18 protein-coding genes are annotated in these 15,752 nt (G+C 61.8%); 10 read left to right on the top strand and 8 right to left on the bottom strand.

What is annotated here, in order from left to right; translation table 11 throughout:
• Positions 1 to 34 precede the first annotated feature (34 nt).
• Positions 35 to 1,660 carry a methyl-accepting chemotaxis protein gene (locus tag M1D99_RS07395; protein ID WP_458131585.1) on the bottom strand — a complete coding sequence of 542 codons (1,626 nt, stop codon included), beginning with the start codon at positions 1,658 to 1,660 and terminating at the stop codon, positions 35 to 37.
• Between the two features lie 278 nt (positions 1,661 to 1,938).
• Here M1D99_RS07395 and M1D99_RS07390 point away from each other — a divergent pair, with 278 nt between their 5' ends.
• The 3 genes from M1D99_RS07390 to M1D99_RS07380 all read left to right on the top strand — a co-directional run bounded on the left by M1D99_RS07390 (position 1,939) and on the right by M1D99_RS07380 (position 3,652).
• Positions 1,939 to 2,082 (top strand): hypothetical protein, encoded by a 144-nt coding sequence (locus M1D99_RS07390; RefSeq protein WP_162893862.1) that lies wholly within the window; start codon positions 1,939 to 1,941, stop codon positions 2,080 to 2,082.
• 37 nt (positions 2,083 to 2,119) lie between these two features.
• A complete protein-coding gene (locus tag M1D99_RS07385; RefSeq protein ID WP_186706284.1) occupies positions 2,120 to 2,350 on the top strand; it encodes a hypothetical protein in 231 nt (76 codons plus the stop codon).
• A gap of 102 nt (positions 2,351 to 2,452) precedes the next feature.
• Positions 2,453 to 3,652: an MFS transporter gene (locus M1D99_RS07380; RefSeq protein ID WP_458131584.1), complete on the top strand. Its 1,200-nt coding sequence runs from the start codon at positions 2,453 to 2,455 to the stop codon at positions 3,650 to 3,652.
• Here M1D99_RS07380 and arfB read toward each other — a convergent pair.
• On the bottom strand, positions 3,649 to 4,062 hold the full coding sequence (gene arfB / locus M1D99_RS07375; protein WP_018604539.1) for an alternative ribosome rescue aminoacyl-tRNA hydrolase ArfB: 414 nt from the start codon (positions 4,060 to 4,062) through the stop codon (positions 3,649 to 3,651). The genes M1D99_RS07380 and arfB overlap by 4 nt on opposite strands.
• Positions 4,063 to 4,347: 285 nt before the next feature.
• The gene (locus tag M1D99_RS07370; RefSeq protein ID WP_186706287.1) at positions 4,348 to 5,766 is read right to left on the bottom strand and encodes an amino acid permease; all 1,419 of its coding nucleotides are present in this window, start codon (positions 5,764 to 5,766) and stop codon (positions 4,348 to 4,350) included.
• A gap of 655 nt (positions 5,767 to 6,421) precedes the next feature.
• On the opposite strand from M1D99_RS07370, the gene M1D99_RS07365 reads away from it, so the two are divergent.
• Together M1D99_RS07365 and M1D99_RS07360 are read left to right on the top strand one after the other, a co-directional pair.
• A complete protein-coding gene (locus M1D99_RS07365; protein ID WP_003178782.1) occupies positions 6,422 to 6,559 on the top strand; it encodes a hypothetical protein in 138 nt (45 codons plus the stop codon).
• A gap of 92 nt (positions 6,560 to 6,651) precedes the next feature.
• Complete coding sequence (locus M1D99_RS07360) at positions 6,652 to 7,617, top strand: M29 family metallopeptidase (RefSeq protein WP_186729823.1); 966 nt, start codon at positions 6,652 to 6,654, stop codon at positions 7,615 to 7,617.
• A 276-nt stretch (positions 7,618 to 7,893) separates the two neighbouring features.
• Here M1D99_RS07360 and rluB read toward each other — a convergent pair whose 3' ends face one another.
• The 5 genes from rluB to M1D99_RS07335 form a co-directional block, all read right to left on the bottom strand.
• On the bottom strand, positions 7,894 to 9,129 hold the full coding sequence (gene rluB / locus M1D99_RS07355) for a 23S rRNA pseudouridine(2605) synthase RluB (protein ID WP_186706289.1): 1,236 nt from the start codon (positions 9,127 to 9,129) through the stop codon (positions 7,894 to 7,896).
• Between the two features lie 335 nt (positions 9,130 to 9,464).
• Entirely contained in the window at positions 9,465 to 10,412 is a 948-nt protein-coding gene (gene scpB, locus M1D99_RS07350; RefSeq protein WP_434574552.1) for an SMC-Scp complex subunit ScpB, read from the bottom strand.
• An 11-nt stretch (positions 10,413 to 10,423) separates the two neighbouring features.
• Entirely contained in the window at positions 10,424 to 11,122 is a 699-nt protein-coding gene (locus M1D99_RS07345) for a segregation and condensation protein A (protein WP_186706403.1), read from the bottom strand.
• 132 nt (positions 11,123 to 11,254) lie between these two features.
• Positions 11,255 to 11,884: an L-threonylcarbamoyladenylate synthase gene (locus M1D99_RS07340; RefSeq protein WP_186706291.1), complete on the bottom strand. Its 630-nt coding sequence runs from the start codon at positions 11,882 to 11,884 to the stop codon at positions 11,255 to 11,257.
• 13 nt (positions 11,885 to 11,897) lie between these two features.
• Positions 11,898 to 12,761, bottom strand: a complete 864-nt coding sequence (locus tag M1D99_RS07335; protein ID WP_186706292.1) for a PHP domain-containing protein — start codon at positions 12,759 to 12,761, stop codon at positions 11,898 to 11,900.
• 87 nt (positions 12,762 to 12,848) lie between these two features.
• Here M1D99_RS07335 and M1D99_RS07330 point away from each other — a divergent pair, with 87 nt between their 5' ends.
• The 5 genes from M1D99_RS07330 to M1D99_RS07310 all read left to right on the top strand — a co-directional run bounded on the left by M1D99_RS07330 (position 12,849) and on the right by M1D99_RS07310 (position 15,700).
• Positions 12,849 to 13,445, top strand: a complete 597-nt coding sequence (locus tag M1D99_RS07330; protein WP_186706293.1) for a septation protein A — start codon at positions 12,849 to 12,851, stop codon at positions 13,443 to 13,445.
• A 1-nt stretch (position 13,446) separates the two neighbouring features.
• Positions 13,447 to 13,746, top strand: a complete 300-nt coding sequence (locus tag M1D99_RS07325) for a YciI family protein (RefSeq protein ID WP_458131583.1) — start codon at positions 13,447 to 13,449, stop codon at positions 13,744 to 13,746.
• A 106-nt stretch (positions 13,747 to 13,852) separates the two neighbouring features.
• Positions 13,853 to 14,263, top strand: coding sequence for a translation initiation factor 2 (locus M1D99_RS07320; RefSeq protein ID WP_186706295.1), 411 nt, complete (start codon positions 13,853 to 13,855; stop codon positions 14,261 to 14,263).
• A gap of 7 nt (positions 14,264 to 14,270) precedes the next feature.
• Positions 14,271 to 14,948, top strand: a complete 678-nt coding sequence (locus M1D99_RS07315; RefSeq protein ID WP_186706296.1) for a response regulator transcription factor — start codon at positions 14,271 to 14,273, stop codon at positions 14,946 to 14,948.
• 314 nt (positions 14,949 to 15,262) lie between these two features.
• A complete protein-coding gene (locus M1D99_RS07310; protein ID WP_458131582.1) occupies positions 15,263 to 15,700 on the top strand; it encodes a Spy/CpxP family protein refolding chaperone in 438 nt (145 codons plus the stop codon).
• Positions 15,701 to 15,752: the final 52 nt, after the last annotated feature.

Genomic DNA, 15,752 nt, shown 5'->3' with positions numbered 1-15,752 from the left:
CCACAGGTGGGTGTACTGCATCAGGAACATACGGTCAGGCACTCAACCGCGCCGTCACTTCATTCAACTGCCCGGACAACCCGTGCAGATCCCGACTGGCCGCTTCGGTGCGCTGTACGTTATCCAGGTTGGTACTGGCAATGCAGGTGATTTCAGTCAGGTTGCGCGAAATATCCTCGGCCACCGAGGTCTGCTCTTCCGCAGCGGTGGCGATCTGACGGTTCATGTCGCGGATCGCTTCCACCGCCTGGGTGATGCGTTCCAGCATCGCGCCGGCCTGAGTCACCTGCTCGACACTTTCCTCACTGCGCGACTGGCCGCTTTCGATGGCCTGGGCCGCGTCCACCGCGCCTGTTTGAACCGTCTGGATGATCTGGTTGATCTCGATGATGGACGACGCCGTGCGCTGGGCCAGGCTGCGGACTTCATCGGCGACCACCGCAAAACCACGCCCGGCCTCACCCGCCCGTGCGGCTTCGATGGCAGCGTTGAGGGCCAGCAGGTTGGTCTGCTCGGCGATCCCGCGGATCACTTCCAGCACCTTGCCGATGCGTCCGCTGTCGGCTTCCAGGCGCCGGATCACCGTGGCGGTGTTGGCAATTTCGCCACGCATTTGGGTGATGGTGTGGATCGTGCCCTGCATCACTTTCTCGCCCTGCTGCGCCGAATGATCGGCATCATCGGCAGCCTGCGCCGCATCGGCGGCATGCCGGGCAACTTCCTGGGCGGTGGCGGACATCTCGTTCATCGCGGTCGCGACTTGATCGGTGCGTTCGAATTGCTCGCTGGTGCCTTGGCTCATCAGGCTGGCAATCGCATTGAGCTCACCGCTGGCGCTGTCCAGCTCCGTGGCACTGCGTTGCAAGCGTGTGAAGGTTTCAGCAAGGAAATCGCGCAGCGTATTGGCCGCCAGGGCCAGGTCGCCCAACTCATCCTGGCGCGTGCTCGTGACACGCTCGGCGAAACGCCCGCGGCTCAGTTGAGTCACGTACGCGATCAGGTTACGGATGGGCTGCACCAGGTTGCGGTTGACCAGCCACACACTCAACAACCCGACCAGCAGCCCTGAGGCGAGCATGATCACCGTACCCAGCATGATCGTGCGGTCGGCACCGGCACTGATCATTGCCGATTGCTCATCGCCCAGCTTATGCAGCTCAACCACCAACTCGCTCATCTGCTCACTGGCCGCGCGGTCCACACCCTTGACCGCGGCATCGCCCGCCGCCGCGTCGCCGCCCGCCGCCACAAACGCATCACGGCCCTTCTGGTAGGCCGCGCCCAACTTCGCATGTTCGCCCCGCAGACGCTCGATACGTGTCTTGATTTGCGCCGGGACACCTTCGTGGGTCGTCAACTGGCCAAGGACGCCCTGGACATCGCTCTGGCGTGCCTCGAATTGCTTCCAGTATTTATCCAGGTCCGCTGGCTGCTTGCCGCGCAACAGGACGTTTTTCCACTCCTGGACCTGCACCTTGAATTGCAGGTTGGCCTCGTCGATCAATTGCGACGCACGCAACGGACCGTCGAGCAGTTGGCGATAATTCTGGATACCATCGGAAAGGAAGTGAAAGGACGCCAGGGCGATCAGCAACATGGCCAGCAGGCTGCCGCTGAGCAGGGCGAGAATCTGGGCTCTCAGGGATTTTTGTAGAAACATGGAGTCGATCTCTTCAAATAAAGAACCTCCATGACCAGGGTCCACTGTTACAACGGAATGTGGAGAGTCATCGGCCTGTACGGGGCGTTCTTGAGCGGTGGCGACCACCGGTATCGGGATCGTTCTTGCTGACTGGACATGACCTGTCCAGACAATCCCTTTTGTCGGCGCGATGGGATTTAAAAGTCTTTTTGTCATTTCTCCTGCTGTATCCTGCCCAGGCTTTGTAAAAGCGCGGATCTACCAGATCTATCCACAGACTTTGCGAGGAGCGCGAAATGCACGAGATCCCTAATCTCCCCTTCCCAAGCCTGCACGACACTGAGCAGACGACCACGCTACAAGCCGGAGGGCAACCTGACGCCCAGCAACCCGAGCCCAAGGAAGCCACTGAACGCCGCCAGGCCGACAGCGAAGACTGATTGACCCGTACCACCAGACCGTGTGGAAAGCGCTAAGATGCGCTTTCCACACTGCCTGAATCCCGAGCGCCCCATGACCGATGACACCCCTCCCTTCAGCGAAGCCCAGGCCAGCGTCCTGATCGGCACCGCCGAGAAAATGGTCGAGATCTGGACCCGCCTTCCCGCCGAGAAACAAGCGGCCCTGCTGGCCCGGTTTGGCAGCGAAGAAAACGCCATCGCCGCGCTGGTGACCACGCGCCTGGTCAGCGAACAGAACGACCGCTGAGCCACCATTGGGCAAATAGTTTTACTTTTCCCCGCCCGGACGCCACGGTCGCCGTTATCATAAGCAGCCTATCTATCCAGCTGCTCCGTGGACCTTTTCCCCATGTCAGATTCCCAGCGCCCCCTGGCGGTCACGCTGCAAGTCGTTTCCATCGTCCTGTTCACGTTCATCGGCTACCTGAATATCGGCATTCCCCTGGCCGTGCTGCCCGGTTTCGTCCACGGCGAGCTGGGTTTCGGCGCGGTGATCGCCGGGCTGGTGATCAGCGTGCAATACCTGGCCACCCTGCTCAGCCGTCCTTACGCAGGACGAATCATCGATAACCTGGGGAGCAAGCGCGCGGTGATGTTCGGCCTCGCCGGCTGCGGGCTGAGCGGTGTGTTCATGCTGGCGTCGGCCTGGACGCCCCACCTGCCAACGTTCAGCCTGATCAGCCTGCTGATCGGTCGCCTGGTGCTGGGCAGTGCCGAAAGCCTGGTGGGGTCGGGTTCGATTGGCTGGGGCATCGGCCGGGTTGGCGCGGCAAATACCGCCAAGGTGATTTCCTGGAACGGTATCGCCAGTTACGGCGCGCTGGCGATCGGTGCGCCGTTGGGGGTGTGGCTGGTCAACGTGTTGGGGCTGTGGAGCATGGGCGCCAGCATCATCTTGCTGGGCCTGCTGGGACTGGCATTGGCCTGGCGCAAGACTGCTGCGCCCATTGTCTCTGGCGAACGCCTGCCGTTCATGCACGTGTTGGGGCGTGTGCTGCCACACGGCTGCGGTTTGGCCCTGGGTTCCATCGGGTTTGGCACCATCGCGACCTTCATCACCCTGTATTACGCCACTCAGCATTGGGATAACGCGGTGCTGTGCCTGAGCCTGTTCGGCGCCAGCTTCATCGGCGCGCGCCTGCTGTTCGGCAACCTGATCAACCGCCTGGGCGGCTTTCGCGTGGCGATTGCCTGCCTGTCGGTGGAAACCCTGGGGCTCTTGCTGTTGTGGCTCGCACCGGATGCCCATTGGGCCCTGGCGGGCGCGGCGCTGAGCGGTTTCGGCTTTTCCCTGGTGTTTCCGGCGCTGGGCGTGGAAGCGGTCAACCTGGTGCCGGCCTCCAGCCGTGGGGCCGCGGTGGGCGCTTATTCACTGTTCATCGATTTGTCGCTGGGGATCACCGGGCCGCTGGCCGGTGCGATTGCCGCAGGCTTGGGCTTTGCCTCGATCTTTCTGTTCGCTGCCCTGGCGGCCCTGGGTGGGTTGGCCTTGAGCGTCTACTTGTACCGGCAGGCGCCTCGGTACCGTGAAGCGCGGGAAAAGAACTAGAAGTCCACCTTGCCGCGGCCGGCCTTGATCGAGCCGCGCTTGGTCTTGGATTCCAGGCGACGCTTTTTCGACCCCAGGGTCGGCTTGGTCGGACGGCGCTTCTTTTCGACCTTGGTGGCGCTGAGGATCAGTTCGGTCAGGCGCTCCAGCGCGTCGGCGCGGTTCTGTTCCTGCGTGCGGTATTGCTGGGCCTTGATGATCAATACACCGTCGCTGGTAATGCGACTGTCGCGCAGCGCCAGCAGCCGCTCCTTGTAGAACTCGGGGAGCGACGAGGCCGGAATGTCGAAGCGCAAATGCACGGCGCTGGAAACCTTGTTGACGTTCTGCCCCCCTGCCCCCTGGGCGCGGATGGCCGTCAGCTCGATCTCGGCGTCCGGGATGTGCACGGTGTTGGAAATGACCAGCATGGAAGGTGTCCGGTGTCAGGGCCCACAGGATACCGCGAATCCCACAGACCTGTGGGAGCGAGCCTGCTCGCGATAGCGCAGGCACAGTCGATACAGATCTCGCCTTTGATGGCCTCTTCGCGAGCAAGCCCGCTCCCACATTGGATCTGCAGTGCTCGCAGAATGTGTGTTCACCGCCGAACCTTGTGGGAGCGGGCTTGCTCGCGAAGAGGCCGGTACATCCGGCATAGGTTTCACCTGCCGGACCACCATCGCGAGCAGGCTCGCTCCCACAGGGTTTCGTGCTTACTTGGCAGCCGCCACCGCCAGTTCATGCCGGGCACTGCGCTTGTTCTTGATCCAATAACACACGGCCATGAACACCACCCACACCGGAATCGCATAGACCGAGATCTGGATGCCGGGGATCAGCAACATCACGCCCAGGATGAACACCACGAACGCCAGGCAGATGTAGTTGCCGTACGGGTACCACAGCGCCTTGAACAGCGGCGTCTGGCGGGTCTGGTTCATGTGCTGGCGGAACTTGAAGTGCGAGTAGCTGATCATCGCCCAGTTGATCACCAGGGTCGCGACCACCAACGACATCAACAACTCCAGCGCATGCTGCGGGACCAGGTAGTTCAACAGTACTGCCACCAGCGTGACCGCCGCCGACGCGAGGATCGAACGCACCGGCACGCCCCGCTTGTCGATCTTCGACAAGGCCTTGGGCGCATCGCCCTGCTCGGCCATGCCCAGCAACATGCGGCTGTTGCAGTAGGTGCCGCTGTTGTACACCGACAGCGCGGCGGTCAGCACGACGAAGTTGAGGATATGCGCAGCGGTGTTGCTGCCCAGCATCGAGAACACCTGCACGAACGGGCTGCCGCTGTAGGCATCGCCGGACGCGTTGAGGGTGCTCAGCAGGCTGTCCCAAGGGGTCAGGGACAACAGCACCACGAGCGCGCCGATGTAGAAAATCAGGATCCGGTAGATCACCTGGTTGATGGCCTTGGGGATCACGGTTTTCGGTTTGTCGGCCTCAGCGGCGGTGAAACCGAGCATTTCCAGGCCACCGAAGGAGAACATGATGATCGCCATGGCCATCACCAGCCCGCTCACGCCATTGGGGAAGAACCCGCCGTGGGACCACAGGTTGGTCACCGACGCCTGCGGGCCGCCATGGCCGCTGACCAGCAGATAGCTGCCCAGGGCAATCATGCCGACAATCGCCACGACCTTGATGATCGCGAACCAGAACTCGGCCTCGCCGAAGACTTTGACGTTGGCCAGGTTGATCGCATTGATCAGGACGAAAAACGCCGCCGCCGACACCCAGGTCGGAATCTCGGGCGCCCAGTAATGGATGTACTTGCCGACCGCGGTCAGCTCCGACATGCCCACCAGGATGTAGAGGATCCAGCAGTTCCAACCCGACAGGAACCCGGCGAAACCGCCCCAGTACTTGTGGGCGAAGTGGCTGAAGGAACCGGCCACCGGCTCTTCGACGATCATTTCGCCCAACTGGCGCATGATCATGAAGGCGATGAAGCCGCAGATGGCGTAGCCGAGGATCATCGACGGGCCGGCGGATTTCAGCACCCCCGCCGAGCCAAGGAACAGGCCGGTGCCGATCGCGCCACCGAGGGCGATCAGTTGAATATGGCGATTTTTCAGGCCGCGTTTCAGCTCGCCCGAATGCGTATTTTCTACAACGGTCATGCGTCACCTATTTGTTTTTATCTGTGACGAAATCGAACCCGACACGCTTGTGGCGTGGCGGAGTGAACAAGGCGGATAACCTTGAAGGTGCGTGGGTACGCGAAGGGTCACAGTAAAACGCGGCGCATTGTACACTGCAGCCCCCCTGCTGCCAGACACCACCGGATCAGCGTCTACCCCCACACTTGAGGTCTGGCGCGCATCTGACCTTTCCCGTTGGCTTGAAACAAGCGCTGCGAAGTCTCAAAAAACCCGCCAAGCCGGTCTACTCGGCAGCTTTTTCTTACAGCCCTTCCAAACGCCGATACCGGTCAGTTCGAACGGCCAAAATCGTCAGCATTCCTTTACAGCGCGTAACGCAGGCTTTCCACGTAGGAATATTCTGTAGGCTGACTGCAAATTGACGGTAGGTAGCTACCTATTAAATAAATCACCCAGGCAGCTGTTTTTGAATGAGTAATTTCAACGCCAAAAATGGAACAAAAAGTTCAAAAGAAAAAAATAAAATTATTTTTTGCAATCCAAAAAACCCTCGACTAGGTTTTCAGCGACTTGCCAAGGCATCGTGCCGACAAGTTCTGCGGTGCCGGTTCTGTCGGGTATGACTCGCCGAATCGGCCCGCGTTTTCCGCAAAAGTCATCTAGGAGATTCACTATGCAAGCACTGGACAAAGACTTGGAAACCGAACTGCAACTGGACGAATGGTTTGAAGCGCCGACCCATGAGGCCGCCGTTGAAATGATGCAAGCCGACGCCGTGGTTCCGTTCGGCACGGCGATGTGGCCTCTGTAGGCACTGCCCGGCGGAGGCGATCCGGCCGGTCGACTCCGCCACTCTTGTCGGTTGTCAGGGACATTAAATGAACGTGTCAGGGAAGAATAAGCATGGACACACAACGAGCCATCTCACATTTCCTTTACTACCTCGAACACCATCCCGCCCTGGCCGGCATCCAGCCCGCCAAGGTGTTGCTCGGCCATACCGCTGACTACGAAGCACTGACCGGCGCCATTGCCGAACAGGCGGGCAGCGGCTCGCCGTTCCGGTTCAGCGCCATGCGCCTGGACCTCGAATCCACGGAGCGCCTGTCCAAGGCCATTGCCGACAGCGACCTGTATATTTTCTTCTACGACTCTTCCACCCTGCCCAATCCACGCCCCGACGGCCCGGACTTTGTTCGGGCATTGCAAGGCGTGATGGCCGACAACTGGAAGAAATCGCTGCTGTTCAAGGATTACGGCGATTATTTCTACGACACCTTCAGCGTGATTCCCCAACGTATCGCCGGGCTCAACAGTCACCTGATCCGGCGCATGTCCCAGGCGACAACCCTGAGCTTCCAGGATGACCACGGTTCGTATTTCGACACCGCCCTGGGCAGCGTGAAGAAGTGGACCGACATCAACGGCCTCGGCAACTACGACCTGGCCCCCGGCGAAATCGCCACCCACAGCGACACCATCAACGGCCAGGTGAAATTCGTCGGCACGTTCCTGAGCACCATCCCGTTCGCACGCAAGTACGGCGTGCTGCAATCGCCCCTCGAGCTGTGGATCGAAGACTCCACCATCCAGAAAATCGCCACCGACGTGCCGGGCCTGGAACACGACTTCAACAAATACCTGGACGCCAACCCGTCCAACCGCCGCATCGAAGAACTGGGGATCGGCACCAACGAAGGGGTCAAGAGCCTGTACGCCCGCAACGCCGGTTTCGAAGAGCGCCACTGCGGCCTGCACCTGGGATTGGGTGGCGGGGCCAAGGGCAGCCACCATTTGGATCTGATTTTCGAAAGCGGTGTGCTGGCGCTGGACAAAGAGCCGATGTTTGATGGGCGGTTTGTGCTTTAGGGGCAGCTTCAAGCTGCGAGCTTCAAGCGGCAAGAAAAGAGGGGGATAACCTTTCGACAGCGGTGGGATTGCAGGCCTCTTCGCGAGCAAGCCCGCTCCCACAGTTGATCTGCAGTGAATGAGAGAGGTGCGTTCGCCGCTATGCCACTGTGGGAGCGGGCTTGCTCGCGAAGACGGTTTCGAAGGCACCGCATCCCTAAAGCCAGACAAAAAAAAAACGCCAACCCAACGGTTGGCGTTTTTCTTGCAGCTTGCAGCTAGAAACTCACCGCTGCCTCACTCCGGCTTGCGACGCCCGAAACCCGGACGCTGTCCCGAACCTGCCGGGGCACCACGGCGCTTGCCCGATGGCGTGTCGCGGTCGGCCAGGATGATGCCCGGGCGCTTTTTCGGTGCCGGCTTGGCCGGACGCTTGGTGTCGGCCGGGCGATCGGCGACGGGCGTACCGCGACCCGCCGGTGCACCGCGACCTTCGCCGCGCTCAGTCCGACCATTGGCCGGACGCGGCGTGCGTGGGCCACGCTCGCCGTCCTGACGCGGTGCAGGCTTGCGGGCCGGGCGTTCGCCTTCGATCTGCGGCTCGCGCGAAGGACGCGGACCAGTCGCCACACCATCAGCAGCCGGGCGCAGCGTACGCACGCGCTCGGTCTTGCCCATCGGACGGGAGGATTTACGCTGCATCCGCTCCAGCTTGTCCTTGCTCTTGGCGGTCATCTGCGGCATTGCCACCGGCTTGAGGCCCACTTCGGCGGCCAGGATGTCGACTTCGTACTGGCTCATTTCGCGCCAGCGGCCCATCGGCAGGTCGGAATTGAGGAACACCGGACCAAAACGCACGCGTTTCAGGCGGCTGACCACCAACCCCTGGGATTCCCACAAACGCCGCACTTCACGGTTACGGCCTTCCATCACCACGCAGTGGTACCAATGGTTGAAGCCTTCACCGCCGGGTGCCTGCTTGATGTCGGTGAAACGCGCCGGGCCGTCTTCCAGCACAACGCCGGCCTTGAGGCGCTCGATCATCTCGTCGTCGACCTCACCCCGCACACGCACGGCGTATTCGCGGTCCATCTCGTAGGACGGGTGCATCAAGCGGTTGGCCAGTTCACCGTCGGTGGTAAACATCAGCAAACCGGTGGTGTTGATGTCCAGGCGGCCGATGTTGATCCAGCGGCCTTCTTTCGGACGCGGCATCTTGTCGAACACGGTCGGGCGACCTTCCGGGTCGTCACGGGTGCAGATCTCGCCGTCGGGCTTGTTGTACATGATCACGCGGCGCACCGTTTCGGCGGCCTCTTCACGCTTGATCACCTTGCCATCGATGGTGATGGCATCGTGCATGTCGACCCGCAGGCCCAAGGTGGCATCTTTGCCGTTGACCTTGATCCGGCCTTGGGTGATCCAGGCTTCCACGTCACGGCGCGAACCGACGCCGATACGGGCGAGGACTTTTTGCAGTTTCTCGCCTGCTGGGCCGATTTCCTGGCTGTCGTTCTGGTCTTGGTCTTTCATTCTGGGCACCTCCCGGTGTGGTCGGGTCAGGCTTGGCCTGACGCTTTGAATACGGGTCTTTGGCGAAGGGATCGCCAAGGGGTCGCGAATCATACGCGCGTTGAAGCGATTGCGCATCAGAGACTAGCTGATCAACCAGCGCCCGGCGCTTTTTCCGCCGACCGGTGATGCCCGGCTTGGCGCTCATGATGCATTGCATCATCCATGTGGGAGCGGGCTTGCTCGCGAAGAGGGCGTGTCAGGTTAATCAGTGCCGACTGACCCGCCGCCTTCGCGAGCAAGCCCGCTCCCACAGGAGTTGTGGTGTGCCAGCAATGTCGGCGACACAAATCGGATCAATCGTCGAACTCGCGCCGTTCGTTCTCGATCGCTTCGGCCAACGCCCGGGCTTCGGCTTCTTCGTCGCTCAGTTCGGGTTCCGGCGGCTGGAGAGCGGCGACGGCGGCCAGGAGTTTTTCCCGGGCTTGGGCAACGCCGAGGGTATCTTCTTCCGCTTCTGCTTCTGGCTCCGGCGCCGCCGCGCTATCGGGCTCCGCCAGCTCATCCGAGTCGCCCTCAGGACCAGGACCTTCCCGCAGCAGGTCGTCGAAATCAGTCTTCAAGCCCTCCTCCATGGTGTCCAGCTCCAGCAACAACGAGTGGAAACTGGTCTCCTCCTTCGGCTCTTCGGGCTCGGCACTGGCGTCCGCCAGTTCCTGCAAGCCCTGGGGCACCGGGGCGTCGTCGAACTCCAGCATCGGTTCGGGTTCCAGTTCCCGCAATTCGGCCAGCGGCGGCAGGTCGTCCAGGTTCTTCAGATTGAAGTGATCGAGGAAGGCCTTGGTGGTCGCAAACATCGCCGGTTTGCCAGGCACATCGCGATAACCGACGACGCGGATCCACTCGCGTTCCAGCAGCGTCTTGACGATGTTGCTATTGACCGCCACGCCCCGCACATCTTCGATCTCGCCCCGGGTGATCGGCTGGCGATAGGCGATGAGCGCCATGGTTTCGAGCAGCGCCCGGGAATAGCGCTGCGGCCGTTCCTCCCACAGGCGCCCCACCCACGGCGCGAACTTCTCGCGGATTTGCAGGCGGTACCCCGACGCCACTTCCTTGAGTTCGAAAGCCCGCCCCTCGCAGGACTTGCCCAACAATGTCAGGGCTTTCTTGAACACGGCCGGCTCGGGCCGCTCGCCTTCTTCGAAGAGTTCGAACAGGCGTTCCATCGATTGCGGCTTTCCCGAGGCCAACAGGAAAGCTTCAAGCAAGGGGGCCAGCTCGCGGGGTTCAGTCAGATTCATTGATTTGCTCGTTATTCGGCTCGTGCCCGCACGTGGATCGCTGCGAACGGCTCATTCTGCACCAGCTCGACCAAGGATTCCTTGACCAATTCCAGGACCGCCATAAACGTCACCACCACCCCCAACCGACCTTCCTCGGCGGTGAACAGCTCGACGAACGGCACGAAGCCGCCGCCCTTGAGTCGCTCCAGCACATCACTCATGCGCTCGCGGGTGGACAGCGCTTCGCGGCTGACCTGATGACTTTCAAACATATCGCCCCGGCGCAGGACCTCGGCCATGGACATCAGCAACTCTTCCAGGCTCACGTCCGGCAGCAACTTGCGCGCCCGCGCTTCGGGCGCATCGAGCTTGGGCACCACCACATCGCGCCCCACCCGGCTCAAGCCGTCGATGCCTTCGGCGGCGGCCTTGAAGCGTTCGTATTCCTGCAAGCGGCGGATCAGCTCGGCCCGCGGGTCGTCTTCTTCCTCTTCGACTTCTGCCGAGCGCGGCAGCAGCATCCGCGACTTGATCTCGGCGAGCATGGCCGCCATCACCAGGTATTCGGCGGCGAGTTCCAGGCGCACCGACTGCATCAACTCGACGTAGCCCATGTACTGGCGGGTGATTTCCGCCACGGGGATGTCGAGGATGTTGATGTTCTGCTTGCGGATCAGGTACAGCAGCAGGTCAAGCGGGCCCTCGAAGGCTTCGAGGAAAACCTCCAGCGCATCCGGCGGAATGTACAGGTCCAGGGGCATTTCCATGACCGCCTGGCCATAGACCATGGCGAACGGCAACTCCTGCTGCGCGCCGGCCTGGCTGTCGACATTGTCCACGGCGGTTTCCACGACGGACATTCAGGCCTCGACCATGAACGGCGTCGGATCGCCGCAACCGACGCGCACCACCTGGGGCTCGCCATCGGCCAGGTTGATCACCGTGGACGCCGACATGCCGCCGAAACCACCGTCGATGATCAGGTCCACCTGATGCTCAAGTATCTGGCGCATCTCATAGGGATCGTTCAACGGCTCGGTTTCACCGGGCATGATCAGCGTCACGCTCATCAGCGGCTCACCCAGTTCCGCCAGCAGCGCCAGGGCGATGGGATGGCTCGGCACCCGCAGGCCGATGGTGCGCTTTTTCGGGTGCAGCAACAGCCGCGGGACTTCCCGCGTGGCGTTGAGGATGAAAGTGTACGGCCCCGGCAAATGCGCCTTGAGCAGGCGGAAGGTGCCGGTATCGATCTTGGCGAACAGGCCCAACTGCGACAGGTCGCTGCAGATGAGCGCGAAATTGTGCTTGTCGTCCAGTTGACGCAGGCGTCTGACACGCTCCACGGCATTCTTGTCGCCGATCTGGCAACCGATGGCGTAGGACGAGTCGGTGGGATAGACCACCACGCCACCGCCACGAATGATTTCCACGGCCTGTTTGATCAGGCGCGCTTGCGGGTTTTCCGGATGAATCTGGAAAAATTGACTCACGTGTTCTACCTGTTCAGACGGCGGCGATAACGGGATCATGTTTGAATCTACACCAGAGTGGTGGCAGATCTTCCGGCAACGGGCGGTATTCGCCGATCTCGGACCAGCCCCCAGGGCCATGGAAATCACTGCCGGCGGTGACCAGCAGGCCGAACTCACGGGCCAGGATCGCCAGGCTGCCGACCTGTTCGGCAGGCTGATGGCCGTTGACCACCTCGATGGCATGGCCCCCCGCTTGAATATAGTCGGCAACCAGGCGTCGGCGCTTGCTGCGGGTGAAATCATAGTGCCATGGATGCGCCAGGCTGACCCAGGCACCCGCTGCCCGCAGGGTTTGGACGGTGTCTTCCAGGGTCGGCCAATGCTGCTTGACGTCCCCCAGCTTGCCGGCCCCCAACCATTTGCGGAACGCTTCGGCGCGGTCCTTGACGAACCCTTCGCGCACCATCCAGTCGGCAAAATGTGGCCGGGCCGGTGCGTTGCCGCTGTCGCCCAGTTCCTGCTGGATCTGCCGGGCGCCGTCCAGCGCGCCAGGCATGCCCTTGAGGGCCAGCTTGCGACTGATCTCTTCGGACCGCAGCCAGCGCCCGTCGTGCAGTTGTGCGATGGCCTGGACCAGCGCCGGCGCATTCACATCGAAACCGTAGCCCAGTACATGGATGGTCGCCCCGCCCCAGGTACAGGACAACTCCACCCCGTTGACCAGCTGCATGCCCAGCGCCGTGGCGGCGCCACGGGCCTCGTCGAGGCCTTCGAGGGTGTCGTGATCGGTCAGGGCCAGGACTCGCACGCCGTGCTCGAACGCCCGCGCCACCAGAACCGCAGGCGCCAGGGCACCATCGGAGGCCGTGCTATGGCAGTGCAAATCAACATTCACGAGAGTTTGTTACCTCAAATCAGCTGGCCCTATCGCGGCCAAGGATGTTTGTTATTATGCCGCCACATCCTGCTTCTGGCTGCCACTGTGAAACAATTCATCGATTTCATCCCGCTCCTGCTGTTCTTCATCGTCTACAAACTCGATCCGCGCACCGTCGACTTCGCCGGTCACTCCTTGACTGTAGGCGGTATCTACAGCGCCACCGCAGTCCTGATCATCAGTTCCCTGGTGGTCTACGGCGCGCTGTTCGTGTCCCAGCGCAAGCTGGAGAAGAGCCAGTGGCTGACCCTGATCGCCTGCCTGGTATTCGGCAGCCTGACCCTGGCGTTCCACAGCGAAACCTTCCTCAAATGGAAGGCTCCGGTGGTCAACTGGCTGTTCGCCCTCGCGTTCATTGGCAGCCATTTCATCGGTGACCGCCTGCTGATCAAGCGCATCATGGGCCATGCCATCAACCTGCCGGACCTGATCTGGACCCGGTTGAACATCGCCTGGATCGCGTTTTTCCTGTTCTGCGGCGCCGCCAACCTGTTCGTTGCGTTCACGTTCCAGGAGTACTGGGTCGACTTCAAGGTCTTCGGCAGCCTGGGCATGACGCTGCTGTTCCTGATTGGCCAGGGCATCTACCTGTCCCGTCACCTGCACGAAGCCGACCCCACCACGCCCAAAACCGAGGACTGACATGCTCTACGCAATCATTGCCACCGACGTCGCCGACTCCCTGGTAAAACGCCTGGCCGTGCGCCCGGCCCACCTGGAGCGCCTGCAACAGCTCAAGGCCGAAGGTCGCATCGTGCTGGCCGGCCCGCACCCGGCGGTGGACAGCAATGACCCGGGCGCCGCGGGTTTCACCGGCAGCCTGATCGTGGCCGAATTCGACTCCCTGGCCGCCGCGCAAGCCTGGGCCAAGGCCGATCCGTTCGTGGCGGCCGGCGTCTATGCCGAGGTCGTGGTCAAGCCGTTCAAGCAAGTCCTGCCGTAAATCCTCCTGGCGCAATGAGCCTCCAAGGCTCATTACGCCAGTTGCTCATCTTTCTCATTTGCCTGCCGACAACCTGTCTAATCTCGATTGGAATTCAGGAGTTGCAATGCGCAAAGGTCCGTTGTGCCTGTTGTTGGTCTCGTTGGCGATCGGGGCGCCCGCCCATGGCGAGGAAAGCACCGAGGGCAGTCATTCGGCGCCCTTGTCCCTGAGCGCTGGCGGCCAGATCGCCGAATTGCAGCAACGCTTGAAAGACAGCGAGCGCATGCGTGAAGCACTCACCCAGCAACTCCAAAACACCAACGGCGAACGCGAAAGCGCGCTGGTGGGCCGGCTGCGCCAGGAGAACCAGCGCCTGAAACTGCAACTCAAGGAAGCCCAGGCCAGCCCCCTGCCGCGTCTGCTGACCGATCAACAGCAATGGTTCGTCATTGGTGCCGGGGTAGCGCTATTGGCCTTGCTCTGCGGTATCTTTGCCAGCGGTGGACGTAGACAACGTCGGCAATGGCTAAATTGAGTGAGTCATGAGCGAGCTGTTACTGATAGATGATGACCAGGAGCTGTGTGAGCTCCTCGTAAGCTGGCTGAGCCAGGAAGGGTTTCAGGTCCGCGCCTGTCACGATGGCCAGAGTGCCCGCAAGGCCTTGGCCGAAACCGCCCCGGCTGCCGTGGTCCTGGACGTGATGCTGCCCGATGGCAGTGGCCTGGAACTGCTCAAGCAATTGCGCAACGATCACGCGGAGCTGCCGGTGCTGATGCTGTCGGCCCGGGGTGAACCGCTGGACCGTATCCTGGGCCTGGAACTGGGGGCCGACGACTATCTGGCCAAGCCCTGCGACCCACGGGAACTGACCGCCCGCCTGCGCGCCGTGCTGCGCCGCAGCCATCCGACGGCCGTGTCCAGCCAGATCGAACTGGGTGACCTGACCTTCAGCCCGGTGCGTGGCGTGGTCAGCATCGACGAACAGGAACAGACCCTCACCGTGTCCGAAAGCCGCCTGCTCGAAGCGCTGCTCAAGCAGCCGGGCGAGCCGCTGGACAAGCAGGAACTGGCGCAGATCGCCCTGGGCCGCAAGCTGACCCTGTACGACCGCAGCCTCGACATGCACGTGAGCAACCTGCGCAAGAAAATCGGCCCCCACCCCGACGGCCGCCCGCGCATCGTGGCGCTGCGTAGCCGGGGTTACTACTACAGCCTCTAGAGGCTTTGGCTGTTATTACAAGCCCCTAGAGACTTTTGTGGCGAGGGAGCTTGCTCCCGCTGGGCTACGAAGTAGCCCCAAGATTCTGCGGTTGCTGCGCAACCGAGCGGGAGCAAGCTCCCTCGCCACAAAAGCCCCCTCACCACAGCAAGTACCCCCCCATCACAGGTCTTTGTGTCCGGCCCTGCAGATTTGTCAGGTTCGCACCAAACCGTCTTTACCCAAGCTTTACCCACCCCTGACCGCCGCTGACCTTGATCTCCGTAATCTGCACACATCCGGAACTGACCGGGAACGAGACAAGGAGACACACCATGCGCAAGACCCTTATCGCTCTGATGTTCGCCGCCGCCCTGCCGACCGTGGCCATGGCCATGCCCGAAAGCCCTGGCCCGATGGGGCCGATGGACGGCCCGCGTCACGGCGGCCAGATGCACGACAAAGGCCCGTACAGCCAACTGGACCTGAGCCGCGCGCAACGCCAGCAGATTCGCCAGATCATGGGCGAACAGCGCCACGAACAACGGGAACTGGTCGACAAGTACCTGGCCAAGCTGTCCCCAGCCGACCAGAAAGCCATGCAGGACGAAATGCAAGCCCGGCACCAGAAGGTCGACGCCCAGATTCGTGGATTGTTGAAGCCTGAGCAGCAAAAAGAATTCGACGCGATCCAGAAGAAACAGGCCGAGCGTCGCGCCGAGTGGGCCGAATTCAAGGCCTGGAAAGCGCAACAGCCGCAAAAAGCGCAATAATGCACTGAAGCTCCCCAGCCCAACGGTCAATCACCGTTGGGCTTTCTTTGTT

Source organism: Pseudomonas sp. R3-41, assembly GCF_054161485.1.
The sequence above is the reverse complement of the archived record's forward strand: the minus strand, read 5'-3'. Positions and strand labels throughout refer to the sequence as shown.

Bases quoted from the DNA above. Each gene is read 5' to 3' on its own strand.
- M1D99_RS07395 (WP_458131585.1), bottom strand. From the start codon at position 1,660: ATGTTTCTACAAAAATCCCTGAGAGCCCAGATTCTCGCCCTGCTCAGC.
- M1D99_RS07390 (WP_162893862.1), top strand. From the start codon at position 1,939: ATGCACGAGATCCCTAATCTCCCCTTCCCAAGCCTGCACGACACTGAG.
- M1D99_RS07385 (WP_186706284.1), top strand. From the start codon at position 2,120: ATGCGCTTTCCACACTGCCTGAATCCCGAGCGCCCCATGACCGATGAC.
- M1D99_RS07380 (WP_458131584.1), top strand. From the start codon at position 2,453: ATGTCAGATTCCCAGCGCCCCCTGGCGGTCACGCTGCAAGTCGTTTCC.
- arfB (WP_018604539.1), bottom strand. From the start codon at position 4,062: ATGCTGGTCATTTCCAACACCGTGCACATCCCGGACGCCGAGATCGAG.
- M1D99_RS07370 (WP_186706287.1), bottom strand. From the start codon at position 5,766: ATGACCGTTGTAGAAAATACGCATTCGGGCGAGCTGAAACGCGGCCTG.
- M1D99_RS07365 (WP_003178782.1), top strand. From the start codon at position 6,422: ATGCAAGCACTGGACAAAGACTTGGAAACCGAACTGCAACTGGACGAA.
- M1D99_RS07360 (WP_186729823.1), top strand. From the start codon at position 6,652: ATGGACACACAACGAGCCATCTCACATTTCCTTTACTACCTCGAACAC.
- rluB (WP_186706289.1), bottom strand. From the start codon at position 9,129: ATGAAAGACCAAGACCAGAACGACAGCCAGGAAATCGGCCCAGCAGGC.
- scpB (WP_434574552.1), bottom strand. From the start codon at position 10,412: ATGAATCTGACTGAACCCCGCGAGCTGGCCCCCTTGCTTGAAGCTTTC.
- M1D99_RS07325 (WP_458131583.1), top strand. From the start codon at position 13,447: ATGCTCTACGCAATCATTGCCACCGACGTCGCCGACTCCCTGGTAAAA.
- M1D99_RS07320 (WP_186706295.1), top strand. From the start codon at position 13,853: ATGCGCAAAGGTCCGTTGTGCCTGTTGTTGGTCTCGTTGGCGATCGGG.
- M1D99_RS07315 (WP_186706296.1), top strand. From the start codon at position 14,271: ATGAGCGAGCTGTTACTGATAGATGATGACCAGGAGCTGTGTGAGCTC.
- M1D99_RS07310 (WP_458131582.1), top strand. From the start codon at position 15,263: ATGCGCAAGACCCTTATCGCTCTGATGTTCGCCGCCGCCCTGCCGACC.